Source organism: Pedobacter sp. PLR (assembly GCF_026239675.1).
GTDB lineage: Bacteria > Bacteroidota > Bacteroidia > Sphingobacteriales > Sphingobacteriaceae > Pedobacter.
The window spans coordinates 253,840-275,405 of sequence record NZ_JAPIVQ010000008.1; the positions used below are offsets into that span (position 1 = coordinate 253,840).

Genomic DNA, 21,566 nt, shown 5'->3' on the forward strand with positions numbered 1-21,566 from the left:
GTGGTCATTAATTAAGCTTTCAGAAGGCTACCTACATATTGTGAGTCAGAAACCGTTTTCCCGTCTGCACTGGTAAAACAGGCATAACATTCAATTTGCTGGCCGTTAAAAACATAAGGAATCGGCAAATCATACTTCAATACAGATCTTTCAATCGCTTTTAGCACTCCTGTACTGCGCCCTAAAGCAGGGCAATGGACTATGAAAGTAAGGAGATCAGTATCGTTTATTGCCTTAAGATTGACATCTTTCAACCAGGAGAAAGTCAACAAATACGATTCCTCCAATGAATTAATCACATTCATCACCTGTGCTCCCGGCAACTCACCAAGACTTAAAGTGAATTTAGTATAGTCAATTTCCCTGTTCGGCGATACTCCGGTTACTGCGTTTTTTAAATTGTATTCTACCGCGGCCATCCTTGCCGATTGTCTGGAATAACGTTTTCCAAATCCAGCTTCTACGGTGTCATCCCAATGGTTAACGATATTATTGACTCTTCCAAACACATCCTGCTGATTTAGCTGATGTGGTGTTGCTGGTTTATTAGATTTGTGTGGCTTAACAGCCAGAACGTTTACACCGTTTACATAACGTCCTACGGTGTTTCCTACTTTGCCCTGGAAATCGCTCCATGGACCTGCAAATAATTTTCCCATTTTTTTAATTCTTAAGTTTTCTAAATCTGTTGAATCGTAAGTTGCTTGCAAGCCGCTTTTTCCGCGGCGCCACGGAAATCGCTTTAAACATTACAATCCAAACGTATGGATCTGAAAACTAATAACCTAGCAACCAGCCGCTTGTGGTACAGTTTGGCACAGACTGGTTTAATTTGGGTTGATCCGGGAGTCTGAAGCTCAAATAATAGAGGACTTTAAGTAGTATTTCCGTCCGGCAATTTCCTTTTCTACCCAGCCACAGGTCTTTAGTTTCCGGTAAAAACTGCTTGTACCAATACGCAATAACTTCATCACGTCGTGCTTGTCCAGCCATTCTTCTTCTTTAATTTCTGTAATTGGCTTTAAATAAAGTCTTTCTCTTGACATCAGTAGCTTGTTCAAGATCCGTTCGATCCTTAATAAAGTCATTCTCATAGTGATTGGGGTTTAAAAGAGGTCATTTTGGAGCACAGCAGTAGCCATGCCCTGTAAAAAATGGCCTTCATAGTTTAACTAATAGAGGTTGATTAGGTCGGTAGATGAGTTTTTAATACGCCTGCTGCGCTTAAATGGGAGTGAGATACCTGGTCATTTGCGTGTGTTAAGGTTAAACTGAATAGAAATACCCCCCAATAGCAAAATTATTTAGCAAGAAATGCCACAAAAAAGACATTCAAGAAAACAAATAAGATACTATAAAGTCAAAAATTTGTTAATTAATAACAGTAAGATAAATATAATCAATTATTTAGCAAAAACTAATAATTTCACAACTTAAAAGAATACAATTAAATAGTATCGAGGGAATTAGCTGTCTTAAGGTCGATCAACCTCCTGGAATGAATCAGAAATAGCAGCATTTTAATAGTTAAGGCGCTAAAAACACCGCCAACCTTTTGTCCAATCAGCGTGAGTTAGTTTAATCAACTCAGGTTCAATGAAAATAATGAGCCGATTAGCTGAAATAATCGGCTCATTATTAAATATTCTATACTCAGTAAACACATAAATCAACTCCTCGCGTCTGTTTTGATGGTATCGCATTTTGCGATACCATGTCTTCTACCTCCTGATCGCTAATAACTTTATGTACGATCCCTGATTGGTGGAATAATTACTAGATGTCGCATTTTGCGACTTCTAGTCTAAAAACTCTCGCTCAGTCAAATATTGGACAGGATTAGAGATGTCCTATCCAACCTTAGCAGTAAGTATTTCAATTTTCTCCCTTTCTACACTTAGTAATCTTTCATAAAGGTTCGTGTTCTTATTGTAAAGCATTTTGAGATTTTCCATCGCCTCAATCAGCTGATCCACTAAATTATATTTACCTCCGCTGCCAGCCGCATTAACCGTACTAGAACCAGTACCGTTATTTACCGAATTATTCGCACTATCAATAAATGTATTGAAGTAATTGATCGCTGCTTCTTCAGTGAAATTCTCCAGAACCTCTACCGGTATCTTTAAAGCAGTTGCCACCAGGATCAACACCTGTTGCTCTACAACTTCCTTAGCTTCCACCAATGAAATCCGCTTTTGGTTCCATTCATTCCCCATTTCCTCCGCCAAACCTTCTTGTCTTAAACCTAACATTTCTCTAAACCGTTTAACATTTTTACCCTGATGAACTCTTAACTCATTATTTCTTGTTGTTTTCATAATAACACCTTTAAATTTAATGTTAAGTTAAATATTAAACTTCAAATAAACAATAGCGACTTAAAATAGTAAATAACATTCTTATAATTACTAAAAACTTAAATAGAATAGAAAAAGCATGGTTTAGAATTTCAGCTATGTAGTTATTCGTTTCAATCCTATCGGGAAGAATTAACGAACCATTCATTTAAAAATTAAAGACATGAAAACACAATTAGTAAACACAGCACAAGAGTTTGATTTCAGTTATCTAAACAACGATGACATTGACAGTCCACTTTATTGCATCGGTTATTTTTATACAAAACAAGTGTATATAGAAGAGCTTCGCCAGGACATTCACAACTGGGTAAAAACAGCCTGTTCCCTTTCCAATGACCAGTTTGGAGATCCGGATCAGTTCCCATTAATTCATCAGCACTGCACTAAATTATTGGAGATAGCCTATCTACTACAACACGATGACATCGACCTTAGAATTGATAAAGACCATCCTATTTACCGCCTAAACAACGATTGCTTCGGATGGCACATAGAGAATACGCAAACACTGAGCTGTCCGGATCTTTATTACAGAAACCTTTTAGGCGATGAAATCAATGATGTTAAAACCTTCTTTGAAGATTTATTCGAGTTTAATACGCTAGACCAATGGTATAAAATTCTGGGTCTGTTGTTCATCCATTCGAAACAGGAAACCAGCTTTACGCAGCAGGAGGAATACGGTTATATGATTATCGAAATTCAGGAGTACCTGGAAAAGGCATTAGAATCCATATCAGTAGTTTATGAAACCCAAGCCCTTCCTTACCTAAATAAATACTACCCTGAACTTTTTGATTAGCCACAATTCTCCCTCTTGTAATTAAAACTTTATCCATTATCCGACAAAGTCAAGAGGGAGAATTTAAAGTCTTTTTCAGCTGGCTTTTAATTACTGGTAGTGTTAAGTGCAATCTAAGCTGCCATACTCATAACTGTCCTATAAACAGATCATCAAATTATTTCACAATTGACTTATTCTAATTTATAAATAATTGATAATTTATATAATTAGCCAACTTAATATCCCTAAAAGAACGCTAATTGGAAAAGCACGCTAGCTACGTAACGTTATTTCTTATTGTCAGCGGATTTAGTGAAAGTACCCGGGATTAGTTATTTCAGAAAAATTACAGGCACTACCTTTGCAAGTGCGCCGGTACTTGAAGTACTAATCATCTCCTCCTATTTTTTCAAATTACCACCCGTTGGAAGATTCTTATCCAAGTTTATCAAACACTTATGAAAACCAATTTTACTCAAACCCAGGGGAGCAATTCAGTGCGCAAACTCCCACGCCACTCAAAAATCCATCAAATGTTATTTTTGGGCGCTTTAATACTTTTCACTTTTATTGGTGCATGTAAAAAAGATGATTCAACAATCATCCATACAGTGAGCCTAACGGCCAGCCCTGCTATTGGTGGTGTGCTTACAGGAGCAGGTGCATTTGCACTTGACTCATCCGTTGCGATTACCGCAGTACCTAATACAGGCTATACCTTTTCCAGCTGGACAGAGAATGGCGAAGTAGTTTCTACTAGTTCGGGTTACCAGTTTACCATTACAAAGAACAGGAATTTAGTTGCAAACTTTATGGCGGTCCCTCAGGGTAACTTTGCGGTCAACTTATCATCCAGTACCGCTGCAGGTGGTACAACCACTGGTTCCGGCGCTTATCCCATTGGTACTTCTGTTACAGTAGTTGCGGCTGCCAATGCAGGATATTCTTTTGTAAACTGGACAGAAAATGGTAACGCGGTATCTGCAAGCTCAACTTACCAGTTCACAATTAATGCAAACAGGAACCTGGTTGCGAATTACAAGGCCACAATCCAGATAGGGTCAAGTGTTATAAACCTCGGGGCTGCAGGCGATTTTGCAATATTGACAAAATCAGGTATATCTACCACTGGTACTACATCTGTTACTGGTAATATAGGGGTGAGCCCGGCGTCGGCAACGGCAATTACAGGCTTTGGGTTAATTATGGATACCAATGGTCAATCCTCTCATACGCCAATTGTAACCGGCAAGGTATATGCATCTGATTATGCCGTCCCAACTCCTGCTAATATGACAACAGCAGTCAGTAATATGGAAAACGCATTTACAACCGCTAATGGTTTAATTACCCCAGCACCTATCGTAAACTTATATGCCGGAGATGTTAGTGGCAGGATATTAACTCCAGGGCTTTACAAATGGTCCACTGGTGTATTGATAACAAATGCAGGCGTAACTTTAACAGGCGGACCTAATGATACCTGGGTATTCCAGATTGCGCAAAACCTTACTGTTAATAATAGTGCTAAGATCACTTTGTTAGGCGGGGCCCAGGCCAAGAATATATTCTGGGTGGTTAGTGGACAAGCTACACTTGGAACCAATACTGATTTTAGTGGGATCATTCTGAGCAAAACACTTATCTCTTTAAATACAGGAGCAAAAGTTACGGGCAGGTTACTGGCACAAACTGCCGTTACTTTAAACGCCAGCACAGTTATTCAACCTTAGTCCTTTTACAACAGAACGGTTATCATTGATATAATTTCAAAAAATTAAGTTCTAGAATATTTAAAGCAAGCCGCTATTAATTTAGCAGGCTTGCTTTAATTGTAATGGCTCCATCATCGTTCAGTAGCTTTCGATTTCTTAAGCAAAAGTTACAGGAACATTTTCCTCCTGATACGGCTCAGGCTTTCCGGCTTCATACCCAGAAAAGAAGCAATATAAGTGATGGGAACATGATGTAAAATTCCGGGATAGTTCCCGATGAGCTTCTGGTAGCGCTGCTCAGCAGAAAGGGTTGCCAATTCCATAGATCTGGTTTCATTATAGGCAATGGATTGCTGAAAAACGCCAATACTGAAGTCTTTCATTGCCATACTTTTTGAAGTTAAGCTTTCCAGATCTGCCTTTGTAATCCGTAACAATTCACAGTCGGTAATACATTCAACATTGTCATTGGACTTAGTCTCATTTACAAAGGGGAAGTAGGAGGTAAAAAAACCTGGAGGGCAATTGATATGCGTTGTTATTTCATCACCAGCTTCATTATAATGAAATAAGCGCAGGTAGCCGGAAACTACATAATAAAGATACTTCGGTACTCTTCCCTCTTCTTCAATAATACGATTTTTCGGAAAAAGTACCGGTTCAAAATATTGGACAACCAGATCCGTATCCTCTTTTGAAAGCCTATGTCCGGATTGGATAAAGTCAATTAATTTCTGTTGCAGCATACCTTTAAAACCCTTTCAAATTTACACTAACTATTTTAATAACTCCTTATGCTCCATTAAGTATGCTAAAGCTTCTGTTACTGCCTTTTCAGGATTTTTGGGACTAAATCCTAATTCCTTTCTGGCTTTGCTAATGTCGAAATTCTGTTGCAAACCAGAAAACATCGCAATGTCCTTTCTTGTCAATGCAGGGGCCTTATTACTAAGTTTTGCTAAAAACTCCATGATGCCCGCAATAGCAAACAACATAAATTTTGGAACAGCACCAGGTATTTTAAGTGCTAATTCCGGATATAACTCACTGGCAAGCTTAGTGGTGTCGGTAATCGTCATACATTGTTCATTTGCCAGTATGTATCGCTCCCCATTTCTTCCTTTTTCCGCAGCCAGCCAGCAGCCCTCAGCTACATCTTTTACATCAATCCAGTTCAGCGTTATTTTGGTGTCAACAGGAATTTGTTTTTTCAGAATAAGTTTAAGCACTCCGTAGGATACGTTAAGAGGCAAAAAAGCTTCGCTACCAATCATGGCAGCAGGCATTACCACCACAAGTTCTACACCTAAGTCCTTAGCGAGCTGGAAAGCCAGCCTTTCACCATCATTTTTAGAATTGTAATACATGTCCCTCCGATCAGGGTTATATCCATAACTTTCTTTAGCTGGCAATTTTGCATAATCCAGGGCTGCGATTGAACTGACATAAACAATGCGTTTTACACCAGCTTCTGCAGCAGCTTCAATAGTGTTCTTTGTTCCCTGAACATTGACATCGTAAATTTCCTTTTTGGCGTCTTTAGCCCAAAGTTTGAATGACGCGCCAACGGCATAAAAGGTTTCTACACCTTGTAAGGCTTTTACAAAAGAGATCTTATCCGTAATATCTGCCTGTACCACCTCGCAGTCCAATCCTGCAAAAGGTGTTTTGTTATTGATATTGCGGACAGAGGCCCTCACAGGGATACCTTTATTTAGGAGAAACCTTACCAGATTATTTCCTAAATGTCCATTTGCTCCCGAAACCAGTGCTAATTTTTTCTGTGTCATCCTATCTTAATTATTGAAGACACTAAGTTCCTATATAGGTTCCCGGATACACTTGACTTTTGTTAGGAAATGGCTTTGGGTAGAGATTCCGTCAACTGTTACGAGAAGAGGTCTATTATCTATCAACCTTGTCACAAATAACATATTATTGATATATTTTGGTTACACTTTTTATAATTATTAAAATTTGTTTTAACTTCGTAACAACAACAATTTAAAACTTATGGCAATCGGAGAATTAATCGCATCCTACAGGGAAAAAAACGGACTTTCACAACAGAAAGTTGCTGATTACCTGAATATCAAAAGAGAATCCCTAAGCTATTATGAAAACAATGAGCGCGAAGCGCCCCTTGATGTCCTTGAGCGCCTGGCTGATTTATATGGCGCAGACCTCACTGACTTCTTTGAGACCGACCCGCAGCTAATCCAGAATAACATCGCCTTCGCCTTCCGAGCTGAAGAGATACAGGACGGCGACCTTCCACACCTTGAATCCTTCCGAAAGGTGGTAAAGAACTATTTTAAGATCTGTAAGCTCGAAGAAAAAAATGTCAGTTAACTATATCCTACAGAATACTGCAGCCAAGTTCCGCGCCCAGAACGGCATTGGCCCATGTGACCCGATTATATTAAAAAGCCTTTTGCTGAAACTTGGCGTAATGGCCATGTTCAAGCCACTCTCGGACAAATTCTCGGGAATGGCGATCAAGAACGGCGGCTTTAAATGTATGCTTATCAACTCCAACCACAGGGTTAGCAAACAGAACTTTACAATCGCTCACGAACTCTACCACCTTTTCATACAGACCGACTTTACCTCGGAAGTATCCAGCGCGGGCAAATTTGATAAAACAGACAAGAACGAATATAGTGCGGACTGCTTTGCAGCCTATCTTTTGATGCCCGAAGAAGGGGTAATCAGTTTGATACCCGAAGCAGAGCTGACCAAGAACAAAATCACTTTAGCAACAATCGTAAAGATCGAGCAGTATTTCGCCTGCAGTAGGGCATCTGTACTTTTCAGGCTGAGCGAGATCGGACTGATCGAATTCAAAAAATACACTTCGATGCTTGAAAATGTTAAGCAGACAGCAATAATGCTCGGTTATGATGGCGACCTATACAATCCGGGGAACCACAACCTTGTGATCAGCAATTATGGCGAAAAAGCAAAGGCACTGTTTGATAGGGAGGTAATTTCAGAGTCCCATTTCATCAGCCTGATGGGCGACATCGGCGTTGATATTACCAATATCACCACTGGCCATGAGCATGAGTAATGCAGCCCCTTTGATCCTGCTCGACTCCGATGTGATCAGGCACTTTATCAGCGGAGGACTCCTTGAAAACCTCCCAGCCATATATGCAGGACGGTTTATTATCTTAGACAAGGTAAAAAAAGAAATCTGCAGGTCTTCATCAATCCGGCCAATAGTTGAATTATTTATTCAAAACCACAACATCCATGTGATGCCATTTCCTACAGATATGAATATCATCATGGAGTACGCCTACCTCCATCGCGAATTTGGTGAAGGAGAAAGCGCCTGTATGGCTGTTGCCAAGCACCAAAATAAGTTCATTGCCAGCAGCAACCTCAAGGACATCGAAAAATTCTGCACTAAAAATTGTATTACCTACCTGACCACTATGGACATCCTGGACCAGGGCCTGAAGGATGGTCACTTTAATAAGGGGCAGTGTGACCAGTTCATATTTGACGTACTGGCTAAGGGCAGTAAGCTTCCTTTTGGTACAATGGATGAATACCACAAAAGCAAACTAAGTAAATCTGCCTGAACCATGTAGATACCTGCTGCCATCTAGACTTTTGGCTAACTTAGCCTTTAAATCATAAATCTAAAGGCTTTTCTTGTAGCGGTATGCTTATGCAGGTTTCATTTTTCTAAGATTGATTTAATCCGTTCTTCTATTTCATCGTTCATACTTCCGGTAACCCGCATCAGGATTTTTCCGTTCTGATCAAGCAACAGTTTAGTAGGGTAACCCGTAATTCCATATTCAGCAATAATGCTTGCTGCTCCTGTTCCTTCATCGTCCAAAACATGTACCCAGTTAACATCGTCCTTTTTAATGGCAGCAAGCCAGGCTGTCCTGTTTTTAGTTACATCTTTGCTGTTTTCCCTGGCTACAGCCACAATCTCCAGTCCTTTGTCTTTATATTTTTCATAAAGCTGCTTTAATTGCGGATGTGATTCCCGGCAAACCATGCACCAGCTCCCCCAAAAATCAAGCAATACCAACTTGCCCCGGTAATCGCTGAGTTTAACCGGCCGGCCATGCTGATCTTTCCGGCTAAAGTTTTTTGCTGTTTTCCCGGTCGGCGTTACCGTCGCCCGTTCAGTTCTCTCCTTTATGACCAGGCCCGTTTTAGTGTTCTTCATACGGTCAGTCAACTGCTGATAAGCTCTGGCATAGCCATCCACGGTATACGCTAGTTCCAGGTCGTTCAATTGATACAAACTGACATAGGAATCCGGATGCGCTACAATAAACTTTTGTGTCATTTTCCTTTTCTCATTGGACAACGGAACACCCTTTTCAAGTAGGATATTATAAATGGCATCCTTGTCCTTAGGATACTCCAGCTTATCCATTTCCAGGAGCATGGCCCGTTCACCGATATCTGTTTCTAAAATGGCTTTTAAGGCAGCATAGTCTTCACGAATATCCTGCTCAGTGATGTTTTCTTTGGAAAGGACAGTCAGTATATCATTCATTTTTAATAAAGACAGCTCCGCAGGTACAGATTCCTTCAGTTTCTCCCTTAAGAATTCTCTTTCCTGATCAGGACGAATAATCTTTCCATCGGGATCTATCAAAAAACCGTTAGGAATCATGGTGACATCATATAGTTGAGCGGCTTTATTTACCGGAACATTCAGGTCTGCAACCTGCAGCCATGGAACATTGTCTTCCTTGATGGCTTTTAACCATGCAGATTGATCTTTATCTAAAGATACCGCCAGAATAACGAACTTTCCTGTAGCATTAAACTCATTGTAGATTTCTAACAGTTTTGGCTGTGCTGCTCGGCATGGCTTACACCAGCTGGCCCAGAAGTCCAGCAGCACATACTTGCCCCGAAAATCGGAAAGCTTAACTGGGTGTCCCTCCTGATCCCGGAGCGTAAAATCCGGCGCCATTTGCCCCGGTCGGATCGCCATGGAAGTCTTTACTGCCATGCCCAGCTCTTTTCCCATTTTGGTTTGTTTTAACGCAGTTGATAGTTTAGGATAAGCGGTAATTACGGTACTGTCTCTTGCCCCAATGAGGTACAACCATTCCAGGCTCACTCTTGAGGCAGGATGAGCATCTACAAAACCTGCCATTGCTTTAAGTTCAGCAAATACCTTGTTGCCTGATAAATTTCTCATCAGTTTTAACCGCATCTGGTTATCTATGTTGAGCGGCGTGCCCCAGATTTTACATGTGACCAGGGAATCTTTCCCTTCAATGCGGACTACCCCGTTCTCCAGGTAAACAGTTTGCGCATCCAATTGATCATCCATAGGCAGGAAGCCTGCATGGCCCAAAACCAATGATGCTTCCACAGGTTCTTCGAGGGTACCTGAAAACTCAAATGTACCATTCTTCAAACGACAGGAGTCCACAATCATCTTTGGACCAATCTGATAGACCAGATAAGCCTTCGTTTTGAGAGAAGTGCCACCGACTGTTCCTTTTATTTTAAATTTCTGCGACTGGCAAATCCCAAAAACAGGGATAGCCAGCGCAAGTAAGAGTAAGGTCCTTTTCATATATCTCTTATTTTGAATTTCCAATAGCCTGTAAATCCACATTATACTTTACCTTATAATAGTTCGTGATCATGTTGTATTTAAATCTAAACCTTCCTTCCGGATCATTATCTAAAGTGAAAACTGCATTTTCCAGTTCCTCAGCTGTATGCGTAACAATCGCTGCTATATATCCCAGAAAATCATCAGTGGCATTCATTCCATTAGAATAATGGAATACACCATACTGATTTTTGTTGAATTCCATCACCATAGAATAATCTGTTGCGGCAGCAAAGGAAGGTGGAAGCTCCATCTTTTTGGTGTTGATGGCCTGCTGCCAATAGGCTACATGCATGTCCGTTTTTAGATCCACTAATTCCTGATCTGTCAACTGACTGAAGCGGCGACTGGTTTGTCCGAATGTAAAATGGCTAAAAGTGCTGATTGCAGGAATAGGCGTAGCCAGCGTATCCGGCAGTTTAACGACTCTTATTCTGGATGACAATAAAATTTTGTAGGGTAGCGTAAGCTTCAAAAATCCCTCATTATAAAAGCTAAACAGCTTTTTATCCAATACGTCTAAGGATTGTTCCACATAGTCCTGATCGCCTTGATCGGCCACATATAAAATATCATCAGTAATGTTCCATCGAAAATCCTTACTACTAAATTTATACAAAATATAAGTACCATACTTATTGTAAAAATCGAGGATCTTATGATCATATGGATGATTTCCTTGTGGAAGCTGATACTCAGGCTGTATAGTATCCGGCTTAATCACCGGTTCCTTCTTACATCCCAGTATCGATATGATCATAAAGGATAGTACAGGAAATAATAGTTTTAGTTTCATATTCTGCTGCTTATTGTCCGACACGAATGGCAGGCTTAGGGTTATCAACCAGATTTTTATTTAGGATCAGGCCCTCTTTGGGTATCTGCATCAGATAAGCCGGGTCATGATCCTGGAGCACATATTTTAACTTTTGTCCTTCACTTTCATAATAAGAATGGCTGATGGAGGGCATACCATGGCGTCGCAAGTCGAACCATCGGTGCTGTTCTTCTTCAAAAAACTCCCTGCGTTTTTCATCATAACACTTCTGTAGCAGATCATCAGCATCAACACTCAAAAGATCTTTATATTGAGCAGTAGAGAACCGTTTCTTTCGCAGGGTATTTAAATCATTTAAAGCCAGCTGTGCATCCGCAGCCCCCCCCTCTTTATTTAATTGGGCATAAGCTTCCGCTCTGTTCAAAAAAGCTTCAGATACCCTTAAGGACTGTGCCGTTCTATTGAAACCGACCTGATATTGTACCCTTTTAATTGATCTCGCAGCCTTGATATAGACGCTCCGCCTCAAATCCCCATCTTCATATAGAGAAAGCAAGCTTGCCGAAAGCTGGTAATTATCCCGCTCACTATTCCCCCCATCAAAGGTCACATCATCTTGTTTTCCAAATGCCCATATCGTTTCCGGATTATCGCTTCTGATCACAGGTTTATTGTTCTGATCAGGCGTACCCCAACCATTCAGATCAACAAGCGTAGATTTATTGTTGATCACCTCAGTAGCAGCTTCTATTACTTTCTTCCAGTTGCCCATATACAAATTCACCCTTGAGCTTAGCAAATAGCCCGATAGATAATTGATGCGATAAATGCCATTGTCTTTTCTGTATTTTTCCAGGAGCGGGATTCCTTTTCCAAGATCATCCAGAATCTGCTGATACACCTCTTTTACCGTATTACGCTTTTTCCCTTCCAGAGATACGCCTGATTTAATGATCAAAGGCACTCCCGGGTCCAGATCCGGAGCAGATAGTTTATCCGTATAGGGTTTACCATAAAGGTTTACAAGTTTAAAATAATAAAATGCCCGAAGCAGATAGGCTTGTCCATTTAAATTATCTTTGGCGGCCTGCTCTCCACTAACCTTACCCGAGTAATCCAGCGCTACATTACAGATCTGGATCAATTTGTAATAATTTACCCAGGGAGAACTATTCCAGTCAATTCCGTACAACGATTGCTCCTGATCCGGCTGCCAGGTGTACACATAATAGGAGGCTTTGGTCCCAAAAAAAAAACCATGGTGTTCCTTGTCATCATCATAGAAGACAGGAATGCAGCCTACCGCTTTGTCAACGCCCTGGTACCCCTCTCCCAATAACAATTCATTTAAAGATTCTACTGTTTTTGGAATGACTTCTGTCTGAGATTGTTCCTCCAGAAATTTCTTGCAGGATAAGGATATCAGACAAAAAAACAGAAGGCATAATACAGGTATATATTTTTTCACGTCTTTCATAATTATTTATTAAAATGACAAACTAAGTCCAAGGTTAAAAGCAGGCACAATTGGTAAGGCTGTAGTACCTACTCCATCCGTCTCCGGATCCTGACCCCTTAATTTTTTATCAGCAATTACAAAAAGATTAGTTGCTGTAGCCGTTACAGACATCTGTTTGATTCTGGCTCGTTTCAACCAGCCTGCCGGCAAAGAATACCCCAGGTTCATGGAACGGCACCTCAGGAAATCTCCTGAAACCAGGTTCAGATCTGAATGGTCATACAGATAATAGCGGCTATAGCGGTTAGCGTAGGAAACCTCAACCTGCTGATCCGCTTGCACATAACTCACAAATCCAGGTATATTTGTAAAAGCTTCATCGCCTGGTTTGCGCCAGCGCTGTTCAAAAATGGCCGGCATATTCTGGTCAGGCATCGGGATAAACTGATTATCACCTGCATACATCGCGTTTAACAACCGCTTACTGCCCAAACTAAAGGCAAATGAAACCCCCATTGAAAATGCCTTATACCTTATAGAAGTTGTCAGCCCTCCTGAAATATCGGGCACACGATTACCACCGATCACCAGCGCATCCATAAAGGTCCTGTCCAGATAAGAGCTACCATCATCAATCTTATTGAAAAGAGGCATTCCGTATTTTGGATCCAGTCCTTTATAAGAGACAACGTAGAAAGTGCCGGCGGGCTGTCCGGTTACCTGTGCAGTACCATTGAGATAATCGTTTAGGGTATAGGGGATCTCACTTACACCTTGCTCTACCTTGTTAAAGTTTTTAGATACATTGACAGATACTGACCAGTCAAAGTTGGAACCGCGAATAGGATTTAAATTAAGATTGGCTTCGTAGCCATGATTACGCATATTGCCTCCGTTTAGGTACATGGTCGAAATCCCATATTCCAAAGGCACTTTCCGGCTGGTGATGATATCAGATCCTCTTTTATCATAATAAGCGATCGTAAAGTCTGCAAATGAGTTGAACAAGGAAGCATGTAGTTCCATATTATAAGAGCGGGTCTTCTCCCATCGCAAATCAGGATATGGCAATGACTTCAGTTTAAGAATGTACTGTCTGGCTGCCGCATCAATTGGCGACCCTCCCTCCGGGATACTGGCAATAAGGTCTGGTCCTACACTGGTCACCACATTTCCCTGAAACCCATAGGATGCTTTCAGATCTAATGCATTGATCACTTTGCCGTCTTTCAACCATGGCTCTTCAATCATGTTCCAGCGTGCGGCGATACTCCAGACAGGTAAAAACCGACTGTTGGAATATTGCCCGAACCGGTTAGAGGCATCCGTACGGATATTGGCATTCAGGATGTATTTATCTGCAAAACTATAGGAGGCCGAAACAAATGCCGAAAGCGCATTGTCTACAGTATTTGTTTTTCTAGGAGCAAAGAAAAAATAAGAATTTGGCAGTTGAACAAATGATTCACCCTTATCCTTAAGATATCCTGGTACGCGTTCAGAGAAACCGTTATACTTTACAGACCTCATTTCATGGCCGGCAAAAATGTTGACCTGATCACGTTCGCCAAAAACACGTTTGGTATACTCCATAGAATTACGAATGGTATAATTATAACTGGTGATGTGATCAGTCGCCATGGTCCCGCCGAATGGTAAAGACGACGACTGTTCTTCTATTCCTCCCGGAACCACGCTTCCGTAATCGTAGCCACGGCTGTTGGCTATGTAGTTGCTGCGTTCCGTAGCGTATTGTTCTGCATTGGATTGCTGGGAATTGACACCCAACACGGAATTGAACCTAAGCCCGTCTATAATGCGGTAGTTAAGTGTAAAACTTGCATTAATCTCGGTGACTTTTACAGTGCTTCCACTTTCATTTATTTCATTTTTTAAGTTGTAGCTCAGCAGAGTTCCGTTCCCCTGAGTATCATAAGTTGGCGTACGGGTGGGATAAAAAACATCTGGACCTATTGTTCTGCTTGTTTTTAAAGCATAATCCAGTGGATTTAACTGAAAATAACCATTGGAATTACGCTGGTTACCAGTCAAACTAAAATCAAGTTTGAGCCGGCTGCTAAGGTCTGCATTCAGCCCCAGTTTCCCACCGACTCTGTTTTGCCAATCCTCTTTTGCACTGCCTTTACTATTGTCGTACGACAAAGAGGAATAATACCTTACCTTTTCTGATCCACCGGATAGATTTACATTGTGTGACATATTAAGGGAATTCTGAAACAGTACATCAAACCAATTGGTGTTGATCGTTTCAAAATGTGCCACTTGTTTCTGAAACTCTGCCTCTGTAATTTTTCTATTCATCAAATCCTGAAATGCACCTTCATAGGAGATATTAAATGGAACGCCGGGATAGAAAAGTCCGTCTTCATAAATTTCCCTTGAAAACCGGACTCTTTGCTGAGAATTCATCATCTTCATCCCGGAATAGGATGGCTTTTGGATATAACCGGTATTAAAATTATAGCTGACTACGGGTTTACCGCTCAGTCCTTTGCGTGTAGTAACCACAATTACCCCGTTAGCAGCCCTTGTTCCATATATAGCCGTTGCCGAAGCATCCTTTAAAAAAGTAATACTTTCAATATCGTTCACATTCAGACCACTCATAGAATTACCTATTAAACTGGCTTTGGAATAGGCGCTTTCTTTACCCAGAATCATGTCCATCAGGGATGGGTTTGTACCCATCACATTATCAGGATTGCCGCCATCAGGATTCTCTCTTACAATCCCATCAACCACCCAGATCGGATTCGCATTCCCCAATAAAGTAGAGGTTCCCCTTAAACGCAATTTTGGCACTGCATTCGGACTTCCTGATGTATTTATGACCGAAAGCCCCGGTACTTTCCCCTGAAGCATCGCGGTGATATTTGGCACCCCCGGCGTTTTTATATCCGCCGCCTTCAGGGTAAAAGTTGAACTGGCAGACAGGCGCTTACTCACTTCCTGATAACCGGTTACCACGACCTCTTCCATCTCATTTTGAAGGGGTTTCAGTTTAATGTTAACTATTTCTCCCGGCTGTGGTTTCAGTGTTTTTTTTTCAAAACCAACATAAGAAAAAGAGATAGAATTTCCCTCTTCTATATCAATCGAAAATCTCCCGTTTTCATCCGTCTGAACTTGCCTCTGCTCACCGGTTATACTGATATTAACCAATGACAGCGGTATGCCGATATTGTCCGACACCTGCCCTTTAATGACCCTGGTGGTTTTTCTGATCTCCTCCTGTTCATCTTTCGGTCCGATCACCAGTACATCATCCTGCAGTACAAAAGTAAGGACAGATCCTTTCAACAAACGTCTGACCACGGTTTTCAAGTCTTCATTACTGGCTGCAAAGTTCATACGTGGCGCTTTCTGCACCAGCTCATGGTTATATACAATTCTAACAGATGTTTGCTTCATAATGGATTGAAGAATGCTCTCCAATGTACCATTACGTACATTTAACGTAACTTTATTACTGTTTTTCTGCTGCGCAGAAGCTGGCAGCAAAAAAACAATAAGAAACAAGGCACTGTAAATGACAGTACGGATTATTCCATAAAAATTATTCATTAGTTTGGTTTGGTTTGGTTTGGAAGGTAGACTATTTGAGTATCCTGGTTAATGCACTTTCCACTACCCTGGATCCCGGGTCGTTACTTTCACGATACGCGACACCAATGATCTTTCCATTTGGATCAATCATAAAGTTTGCAGGGATTCCCATAACTTTGTAAGCGGATGCTGCATCATTCTTATCTCCTTTTAAGTCTGACAATTGAGTCCAGGGAAGTTCTTCATTTTTAATAGATTCCAGCCATTTAGTTTTGTCCTTATCGAGAGATATGCTGACTATTGTGAAGTTCTTATCTTTAAATTTCGCATAAGCTGATTTAAGTCCGTCCATTTCAGATAAGCAAGGTGTACACCAGCTTGCCCAGAAATCTACCAGCACGTATTTACCTTTGAAATCGGATAAAGAAACCATTTTACCATTCACATCCGGCTGACTAAAATCAGGGGCATATTTACCAACCCATTGATCGGAAGAGCCTGTTAAACTAGAAAGCATCATTCTGGTAATTTGATTGTCCTTTGCATTTCCGGTAAACTTGTTCAAATAGCTTAATTTTTCCTCATTGCTAAGTACAGTGCTTAATGTGGCGTTCAGCACATATGCCGAAACCCCTGAACTTAAATGTTCGTCCATATACTTCTTACCAGCCGCAACAGCCTTTTGGACTAAAAGGGTTTTTTGGGCATTTAAGGATTTCAGGGCATCCTCATCACCCAATTTCGTGGCCTGTCCTATGCTGACATCCAGTGCATCAGCAGCGTTAATATCAGCCTCAGCACCTGCCATTTTCCTGGACATATCTACCCAGTCTTTTACAAATGCATCTCCATTCAGGTTGGCCAGGTCAAAGCCTTTAGCTGTCCCCGAAATATTTATTTTCCCGGGCTCCAGGTAAATCATCGTCCCAAGTCCATTTGCCTCATTGTAAATACCTGCCTGCAAAATAAAAATACTTCCGCCTCCATTCATGGGTTTGGAAAACGAGAAACTATTGTTTTTAACATAGGTAGAATCCGTCTTCTTATCAATGGGGTTCCACAGATACACGATCATGTTTTCCGTAAGTTCCGGCAATTTTGCTGTCAGTTCAAGTCGGTCCTGAGCAAAAACGCCCGATATACCCATTACCAAACTACAAATAGTTAGTATTGATTTCTTCATCATTGTTTTTAAGTTTTGGTTTGTTTAAGTTGATAATGTATAGGCGCCGGCTAAATGAAAAAGGGTGAAAACAATTTGAATTATTTTCACCCTTTTTTAATAAAGTCCAACAATTCATCGCCGCTTTACCTCAACCACATTCCCTTTTACCACAAAACTGACTTCATTTGTACTTAATCTGATGTTGTTCAAAACCTTTTGAATATCATCTTTAGGCATATCTACCGTAAAATGCAACCTTTTAAGTTCGGCATCTTCGAAAACAAAACTGAGGTTATATTCCCGTTTCAATCGAAATACAATTTCTTCGAGGGTATTGTTGTCGAAATAGATCTCCTCATCTTTCCAGGCGGTAAAACGCTTCAAATCGGCTTTTGATTTAGATAATTTGCCTTGTTGTTCCTGAAATGCACCCAAATCTCCTGGTAGCAGGATCAATGATTGGTTAGCAGTCTCCAGGCTTACCTTACCCCTTACCAATGCTGTTTGCACCGTAGCACCAAAGTTATTGATGTTAAATGCAGTTCCTAATACCTGTACATTTAATGCCCCTACATGCACAATAAAAGGCCGTTTAAGGTCATGGCTCACTTCAAAAAAAGCCTCTCCATCCAGGGTCAACTCTCGTTTTGAAGCTGCAAAACGTGTAGGGTAGCTCAATTTTGACCCTGCATTTACCCAAACCACCGTACCATCACTCAGTTCTAACCTGGTTTGTTTACCATATGGTACTTCCAGTGTATTTATGCTAAGTTTTTCAGCTGTAACCGGAGCCAATTCGCTTTCCTTTTTATAGACCAGCGTACTCCCATTGAAAGAGGCCCCTTCAGATTTTAAAACCGGGGCCTGACTTGCGGCCAATTCCACCTGCTCGCCATTGGCCAGCGTAAGTTGTATTTGCGCTGCAATATGCTGACTGGTTTTAATGGGTTCCGTTTGCCGGAACTGAAACCACCAGCCTGCCCCAATTACAGCCACAAACATAGCTGCCACAGCCATCAGCCGATACCACTTGTTCCAGTTAACCATTACAGCTTCCTGTTTATTCTGCGCTTCATACCTGGTTTGCAACTCTTCCCAGCCCGGTTCTACCGGAAATTGCTTTTCCGGATCTATTCCCTTTAACCTCATAGTCATTTCTTCTGCCAGCAGCAGCATTTCCAGCTCCTCCTGATTCAATTCTTCAGCTCCTGGTTCTGCTTCTTTATCTCCTTCAAGATGTTTTAAAAGCTTTTCCCAATTAAATTTTTCTTCCTGATTCATATCCAGTTAATAAAATCCAATCCATACATAAATTAAAATCACTATTCTGATGAGCGACTGGCATTCTCTCCTTAAAAACTCATAAGATAATTTAATATGTGTTTTTACCGTATTTACAGAGATATCCAGCTGTGTTGCAATTTCGGTGTACTTTAAACCATCTTTATTGCTCAATAAAAACACATGCCGTCGCCTTTCAGGCATTTGTCCGATGATTTGCCATAAAACCAGATCCCGCTCTGCTTCCTGCTCCTGTAGTTCATGTTCTGATGAACTGATCAGGTTAGCAGCCGTGTGCTGCAACAGCTCATCATTATAATCTACTTTCTTCGATTTCTTTATATAACTTAATGAAGCGTTTCTTACTGCCCTGAATGCATAGCTTTTAAAACTTACGATAACCTCCAGTGTAGAGCTCTTATCCAGGCAATACAGAAAAAAATTCTGAACGATATCTTTCGCCACATCTTCATCTTCTACCACTTTAAAAGCAACAGTACATAAAAACGAATAATGCTCCCGAAACAAGAATTCTATCTTTGAAAGTTTTGCCATTAGGCTTTACATTTTATGGTGTTTAATTTATTTTAGCTGTTGCTGTAATCACTTTATTCATAATACGCAGGCTCTTCTCCACATACAGATCGGTCGAAATAACATCCAGCCATTGCTGATACCATTCATTGCCCGACTCCGCAGCATTTTGCATTGTACCCGTTATTCTTATTTTTTTAGAAGAAGGCAGTATGGCCGCCTGGTCTATCTTTTTGGTATACGCCAACAGATTCTGCTGCATTTTATTAAATTGATCAGCGTTTAGATGAATGGGGGCCAGCTGATTTCGGGCAATTAACTTGCTGGTTTCGTCAATGGTCTTAAATCCTTCCTCCTTTCCGACAGCTTCCTTCGCTAAATTTATAATATTATTCCAGGCTGCGGGTTTATTAATTTCAGTATAAACTGCTGCCGGGATACTATCCCAGCTTAGCGCAGTTACATTATCCTTTTCTTTGATTTTCAGATAGGCTAGTTTTCCGGGCAATACGACATCGGCATTTACCCCCCGCAGCTGAGTTGAGCCCCCATTAACACGGTAAAACTGATATTCTGTAAGTCGGAGTGAACCATAACTCTGGTCAGGAATTCCTTTCGCTTTATCACCCATCTTACCCATTGGCACGGTTGCTTGTGCTGTTCCTTTTCCATACGTAGCAGGACTGCCGATCACAATTCCGCGTTTATAATCCTGAATTACCGCAGCAAAGATTTCGGATGCAGAAGCGCTCTGCTCATTGATCATCACCGCTAGTGGGCCATTGTATAAGGCTGCGACGCCAGAAGTGTGAATTTTCACACCAACACCATCCTTCAATTGAACTTTCGGCCCTTTACCTAAAAAGAAACCGCTCATCTTAATCACTTCGTCCAGAGATCCGCCACCATTGTTCCTAAGGTCTATGATGATTGCATTCACTTTAGCTTCCTTCAATTTCAGGAGCTCTATTTCTACATCGGTAGCCGCATGAGCACCAGAAGCACCGGCTACATCGGCATAAAACTCCGGTAGGTAAATGTACCCTATTTTCTGTCCCTCCTGCTCCATTATGGCACTTCTAGCTCTGCCTTCTTCATCCTTTACTTCAGCACGTTTCAAGGAAACGGTTCTTTCCAAACCATTACCTTTCAATAAATCCAGGGAAACCTGCGTGTCTTTATCTCCACGAATTAAATCAGGAATGTCCGTAATGGGCATCCCAGCTATATCAACCATGCTTCCTTTGGTGTCGCTAACACGCAATATACGATCGTTGATATCTATCAGACCACTTTTGAGGGCAACACCACCCGGTCTAAGAGACTTTACAAACACATCTCCTTCTTTATCTTGTAATTCTATGCCAATCCCAAAAAAACGTTTAGCCATTTGATCCTCCATGCCCCTGGCTTTAATAGGCGCAGCATAAGAACTATGTGGATCAACCTCTAAAGTAATCGTATTAAGATATTGACTAAACTTTTCATTTAAAGCGTATTCAGCCCTCAAAGTTTTAAAACTACTGGTTAGCCATTTTGCTACCCTTGCTCTGGCTTCCTTTTCCAGTGCCGGACTATTGAGTTTATTTTTATCCAGATCGAACATTTTCTTCAACACCAGGTATTTTGCTTTTTTTCTCCAAACTTCCTGTAGTGCCGATTTATTCACCGCAAATTTCAGTAAACTCCCATCAAGCTGAATCGTTTCATCTTTACTGAAAGTCATCGGGTTCCCCAGAATTCTTTTAAAACCAAGCTCAGCCTCATTCAACCGCTGTTGATAGATCTTAAAAGTGGCAGTAAAGAAATCTGTTGTTCCGGCATTCAGTTCATCATCTATACTCAGTTCATATTTCTTCAGGGCATTCAAGTCGCTCAAAAGAAGAATACTTTTATTCGGATCTAGTCCTTCAAGGTATCTCCTCCAGATGATTTTAGAAAAATTATCGTCAATCGCTTTAGGCCGCACATGTTTCTGCTTCAGATTTCTAACAACAGCCTCGATCGTCTTCTTCTGAAGGCTTTCTATATCCTGCGGGCTAGATTGTGCTATCGCTTCATGTGCCAATCCAGAAAACAGAATCGCAGCAAAACTGAATACACGGAATGTATTTGAATGGTTACTTAGGTTCATTATAACAGTTTAAGTTTTGTGATTACCTTAAAGGCGACCAGAAAGCAAAAAGGGTGAAGAGATGTATAAAAATATTTTTATTGTTTTTTAGCGATTTCTATAAAGACATCAAGGACTAACAGTAATCACCTGTACGGTTTTTTCAGGAAGAAACAATTCTGTTCATCCC

At 40.9% G+C, this 21,566-nt stretch carries 18 protein-coding genes; 5 read left to right on the forward strand and 13 right to left on the reverse strand.

Features of this window, described 5'->3' with window-relative positions; translation table 11 throughout:
• Nucleotides 1-11 precede the first annotated feature (11 nt).
• The 3 genes from OQX61_RS20335 to OQX61_RS20345 all read right to left on the reverse strand — a co-directional run bounded on the left by OQX61_RS20335 (nucleotide 12) and on the right by OQX61_RS20345 (nucleotide 2,321).
• Complete coding sequence (locus OQX61_RS20335; RefSeq protein WP_265843646.1) at nucleotides 12-659, reverse strand: DUF6266 family protein; 648 nt, start codon at nucleotides 657-659, stop codon at nucleotides 12-14.
• Nucleotides 660-857: 198 nt separating this feature from the next.
• Nucleotides 858-1,094 (reverse strand): hypothetical protein, encoded by a 237-nt coding sequence (locus OQX61_RS20340; RefSeq protein ID WP_265843647.1) that lies wholly within the window; start codon nucleotides 1,092-1,094, stop codon nucleotides 858-860.
• A gap of 756 nt (nucleotides 1,095-1,850) precedes the next feature.
• Nucleotides 1,851-2,321, reverse strand: a complete 471-nt coding sequence (locus tag OQX61_RS20345; RefSeq protein WP_265843648.1) for a helix-turn-helix transcriptional regulator — start codon at nucleotides 2,319-2,321, stop codon at nucleotides 1,851-1,853.
• Nucleotides 2,322-2,523: 202 nt separating this feature from the next.
• Here OQX61_RS20345 and OQX61_RS20350 point away from each other — a divergent pair, with 202 nt between their 5' ends.
• Both OQX61_RS20350 and OQX61_RS20355 read left to right on the forward strand, forming a co-directional pair.
• Entirely contained in the window at nucleotides 2,524-3,165 is a 642-nt protein-coding gene (locus tag OQX61_RS20350; protein WP_265843649.1) for a hypothetical protein, read from the forward strand.
• Between the two features lie 440 nt (nucleotides 3,166-3,605).
• Nucleotides 3,606-4,880 (forward strand): ice-binding family protein, encoded by a 1,275-nt coding sequence (locus OQX61_RS20355; RefSeq protein ID WP_265843650.1) that lies wholly within the window; start codon nucleotides 3,606-3,608, stop codon nucleotides 4,878-4,880.
• Nucleotides 4,881-5,029: 149 nt separating this feature from the next.
• On the opposite strand, the gene OQX61_RS20360 is transcribed toward OQX61_RS20355, so the two are convergent.
• Nucleotides 5,030-5,608 (reverse strand): Crp/Fnr family transcriptional regulator, encoded by a 579-nt coding sequence (locus tag OQX61_RS20360; protein ID WP_265843651.1) that lies wholly within the window; start codon nucleotides 5,606-5,608, stop codon nucleotides 5,030-5,032.
• Nucleotides 5,609-5,638: 30 nt separating this feature from the next.
• On the reverse strand, nucleotides 5,639-6,652 hold the full coding sequence (locus OQX61_RS20365) for an NAD-dependent epimerase/dehydratase family protein (protein WP_265843652.1): 1,014 nt from the start codon (nucleotides 6,650-6,652) through the stop codon (nucleotides 5,639-5,641).
• 223 nt (nucleotides 6,653-6,875) lie between these two features.
• Between OQX61_RS20365 and OQX61_RS20370 the strand changes: the two genes are divergently transcribed.
• From OQX61_RS20370 to OQX61_RS20380, 3 genes are read left to right on the forward strand one after another with little or no spacing between them, the layout of a single operon-like run.
• The gene (locus tag OQX61_RS20370) at nucleotides 6,876-7,214 is read left to right on the forward strand and encodes a helix-turn-helix transcriptional regulator (protein WP_265843653.1); all 339 of its coding nucleotides are present in this window, start codon (nucleotides 6,876-6,878) and stop codon (nucleotides 7,212-7,214) included.
• On the forward strand, nucleotides 7,204-7,935 hold the full coding sequence (locus OQX61_RS20375; RefSeq protein WP_265843654.1) for an ImmA/IrrE family metallo-endopeptidase: 732 nt from the start codon (nucleotides 7,204-7,206) through the stop codon (nucleotides 7,933-7,935). The genes OQX61_RS20370 and OQX61_RS20375 overlap by 11 nt, the downstream gene beginning before the upstream one ends.
• On the forward strand, nucleotides 7,922-8,455 hold the full coding sequence (locus OQX61_RS20380) for a hypothetical protein (RefSeq protein WP_265843655.1): 534 nt from the start codon (nucleotides 7,922-7,924) through the stop codon (nucleotides 8,453-8,455). The genes OQX61_RS20375 and OQX61_RS20380 overlap by 14 nt, the downstream gene beginning before the upstream one ends.
• A 98-nt stretch (nucleotides 8,456-8,553) precedes the next feature.
• On the opposite strand, the gene OQX61_RS20385 is transcribed toward OQX61_RS20380, so the two are convergent.
• The 8 genes from OQX61_RS20385 to OQX61_RS20420 all read right to left on the reverse strand — a co-directional run bounded on the left by OQX61_RS20385 (nucleotide 8,554) and on the right by OQX61_RS20420 (nucleotide 21,397).
• On the reverse strand, nucleotides 8,554-10,437 hold the full coding sequence (locus OQX61_RS20385) for a TlpA disulfide reductase family protein (RefSeq protein ID WP_265843656.1): 1,884 nt from the start codon (nucleotides 10,435-10,437) through the stop codon (nucleotides 8,554-8,556).
• A gap of 7 nt (nucleotides 10,438-10,444) precedes the next feature.
• On the reverse strand, nucleotides 10,445-11,275 hold the full coding sequence (locus OQX61_RS20390; RefSeq protein ID WP_265843657.1) for a hypothetical protein: 831 nt from the start codon (nucleotides 11,273-11,275) through the stop codon (nucleotides 10,445-10,447).
• 10 nt (nucleotides 11,276-11,285) lie between these two features.
• On the reverse strand, nucleotides 11,286-12,734 hold the full coding sequence (locus OQX61_RS20395; RefSeq protein ID WP_265843658.1) for a RagB/SusD family nutrient uptake outer membrane protein: 1,449 nt from the start codon (nucleotides 12,732-12,734) through the stop codon (nucleotides 11,286-11,288).
• Between the two features lie 9 nt (nucleotides 12,735-12,743).
• Nucleotides 12,744-16,301, reverse strand: coding sequence for a SusC/RagA family TonB-linked outer membrane protein (locus tag OQX61_RS20400; RefSeq protein ID WP_265843659.1), 3,558 nt, complete (start codon nucleotides 16,299-16,301; stop codon nucleotides 12,744-12,746).
• A 31-nt stretch (nucleotides 16,302-16,332) separates the two neighbouring features.
• Nucleotides 16,333-17,469 (reverse strand): TlpA disulfide reductase family protein, encoded by a 1,137-nt coding sequence (locus tag OQX61_RS20405; protein ID WP_265843660.1) that lies wholly within the window; start codon nucleotides 17,467-17,469, stop codon nucleotides 16,333-16,335.
• 111 nt (nucleotides 17,470-17,580) lie between these two features.
• Nucleotides 17,581-18,729 carry a FecR domain-containing protein gene (locus OQX61_RS20410; RefSeq protein WP_265843661.1) on the reverse strand — a complete coding sequence of 383 codons (1,149 nt, stop codon included), beginning with the start codon at nucleotides 18,727-18,729 and terminating at the stop codon, nucleotides 17,581-17,583.
• A gap of 6 nt (nucleotides 18,730-18,735) precedes the next feature.
• On the reverse strand, nucleotides 18,736-19,284 hold the full coding sequence (locus OQX61_RS20415; RefSeq protein WP_265843662.1) for a sigma-70 family RNA polymerase sigma factor: 549 nt from the start codon (nucleotides 19,282-19,284) through the stop codon (nucleotides 18,736-18,738).
• Between the two features lie 22 nt (nucleotides 19,285-19,306).
• Nucleotides 19,307-21,397, reverse strand: a complete 2,091-nt coding sequence (locus tag OQX61_RS20420) for a carboxy terminal-processing peptidase (protein ID WP_265843663.1) — start codon at nucleotides 21,395-21,397, stop codon at nucleotides 19,307-19,309.
• Nucleotides 21,398-21,566 lie beyond the last annotated feature (169 nt).

Excerpts from the sequence above, each read along its gene's own strand:
- OQX61_RS20335 (WP_265843646.1), bottom strand. The coding sequence starts at position 659 with ATGGGAAAATTATTTGCAGGTCCATGGAGCGATTTCCAGGGCAAAGTA.
- OQX61_RS20340 (WP_265843647.1), bottom strand. The coding sequence starts at position 1,094 with ATGAGAATGACTTTATTAAGGATCGAACGGATCTTGAACAAGCTACTG.
- OQX61_RS20345 (WP_265843648.1), bottom strand. The coding sequence starts at position 2,321 with ATGAAAACAACAAGAAATAATGAGTTAAGAGTTCATCAGGGTAAAAAT.
- OQX61_RS20350 (WP_265843649.1), top strand. The coding sequence starts at position 2,524 with ATGAAAACACAATTAGTAAACACAGCACAAGAGTTTGATTTCAGTTAT.
- OQX61_RS20355 (WP_265843650.1), top strand. The coding sequence starts at position 3,606 with ATGAAAACCAATTTTACTCAAACCCAGGGGAGCAATTCAGTGCGCAAA.
- OQX61_RS20360 (WP_265843651.1), bottom strand. The coding sequence starts at position 5,608 with ATGCTGCAACAGAAATTAATTGACTTTATCCAATCCGGACATAGGCTT.
- OQX61_RS20365 (WP_265843652.1), bottom strand. The coding sequence starts at position 6,652 with ATGACACAGAAAAAATTAGCACTGGTTTCGGGAGCAAATGGACATTTA.
- OQX61_RS20370 (WP_265843653.1), top strand. The coding sequence starts at position 6,876 with ATGGCAATCGGAGAATTAATCGCATCCTACAGGGAAAAAAACGGACTT.
- OQX61_RS20375 (WP_265843654.1), top strand. The coding sequence starts at position 7,204 with ATGTCAGTTAACTATATCCTACAGAATACTGCAGCCAAGTTCCGCGCC.
- OQX61_RS20380 (WP_265843655.1), top strand. The coding sequence starts at position 7,922 with ATGAGCATGAGTAATGCAGCCCCTTTGATCCTGCTCGACTCCGATGTG.
- OQX61_RS20385 (WP_265843656.1), bottom strand. The coding sequence starts at position 10,437 with ATGAAAAGGACCTTACTCTTACTTGCGCTGGCTATCCCTGTTTTTGGG.
- OQX61_RS20390 (WP_265843657.1), bottom strand. The coding sequence starts at position 11,275 with ATGAAACTAAAACTATTATTTCCTGTACTATCCTTTATGATCATATCG.
- OQX61_RS20395 (WP_265843658.1), bottom strand. The coding sequence starts at position 12,734 with ATGAAAGACGTGAAAAAATATATACCTGTATTATGCCTTCTGTTTTTT.
- OQX61_RS20400 (WP_265843659.1), bottom strand. The coding sequence starts at position 16,301 with ATGAATAATTTTTATGGAATAATCCGTACTGTCATTTACAGTGCCTTG.
- OQX61_RS20405 (WP_265843660.1), bottom strand. The coding sequence starts at position 17,469 with ATGATGAAGAAATCAATACTAACTATTTGTAGTTTGGTAATGGGTATA.
- OQX61_RS20410 (WP_265843661.1), bottom strand. The coding sequence starts at position 18,729 with ATGAATCAGGAAGAAAAATTTAATTGGGAAAAGCTTTTAAAACATCTT.
- OQX61_RS20415 (WP_265843662.1), bottom strand. The coding sequence starts at position 19,284 with ATGGCAAAACTTTCAAAGATAGAATTCTTGTTTCGGGAGCATTATTCG.
- OQX61_RS20420 (WP_265843663.1), bottom strand. The coding sequence starts at position 21,397 with ATGAACCTAAGTAACCATTCAAATACATTCCGTGTATTCAGTTTTGCT.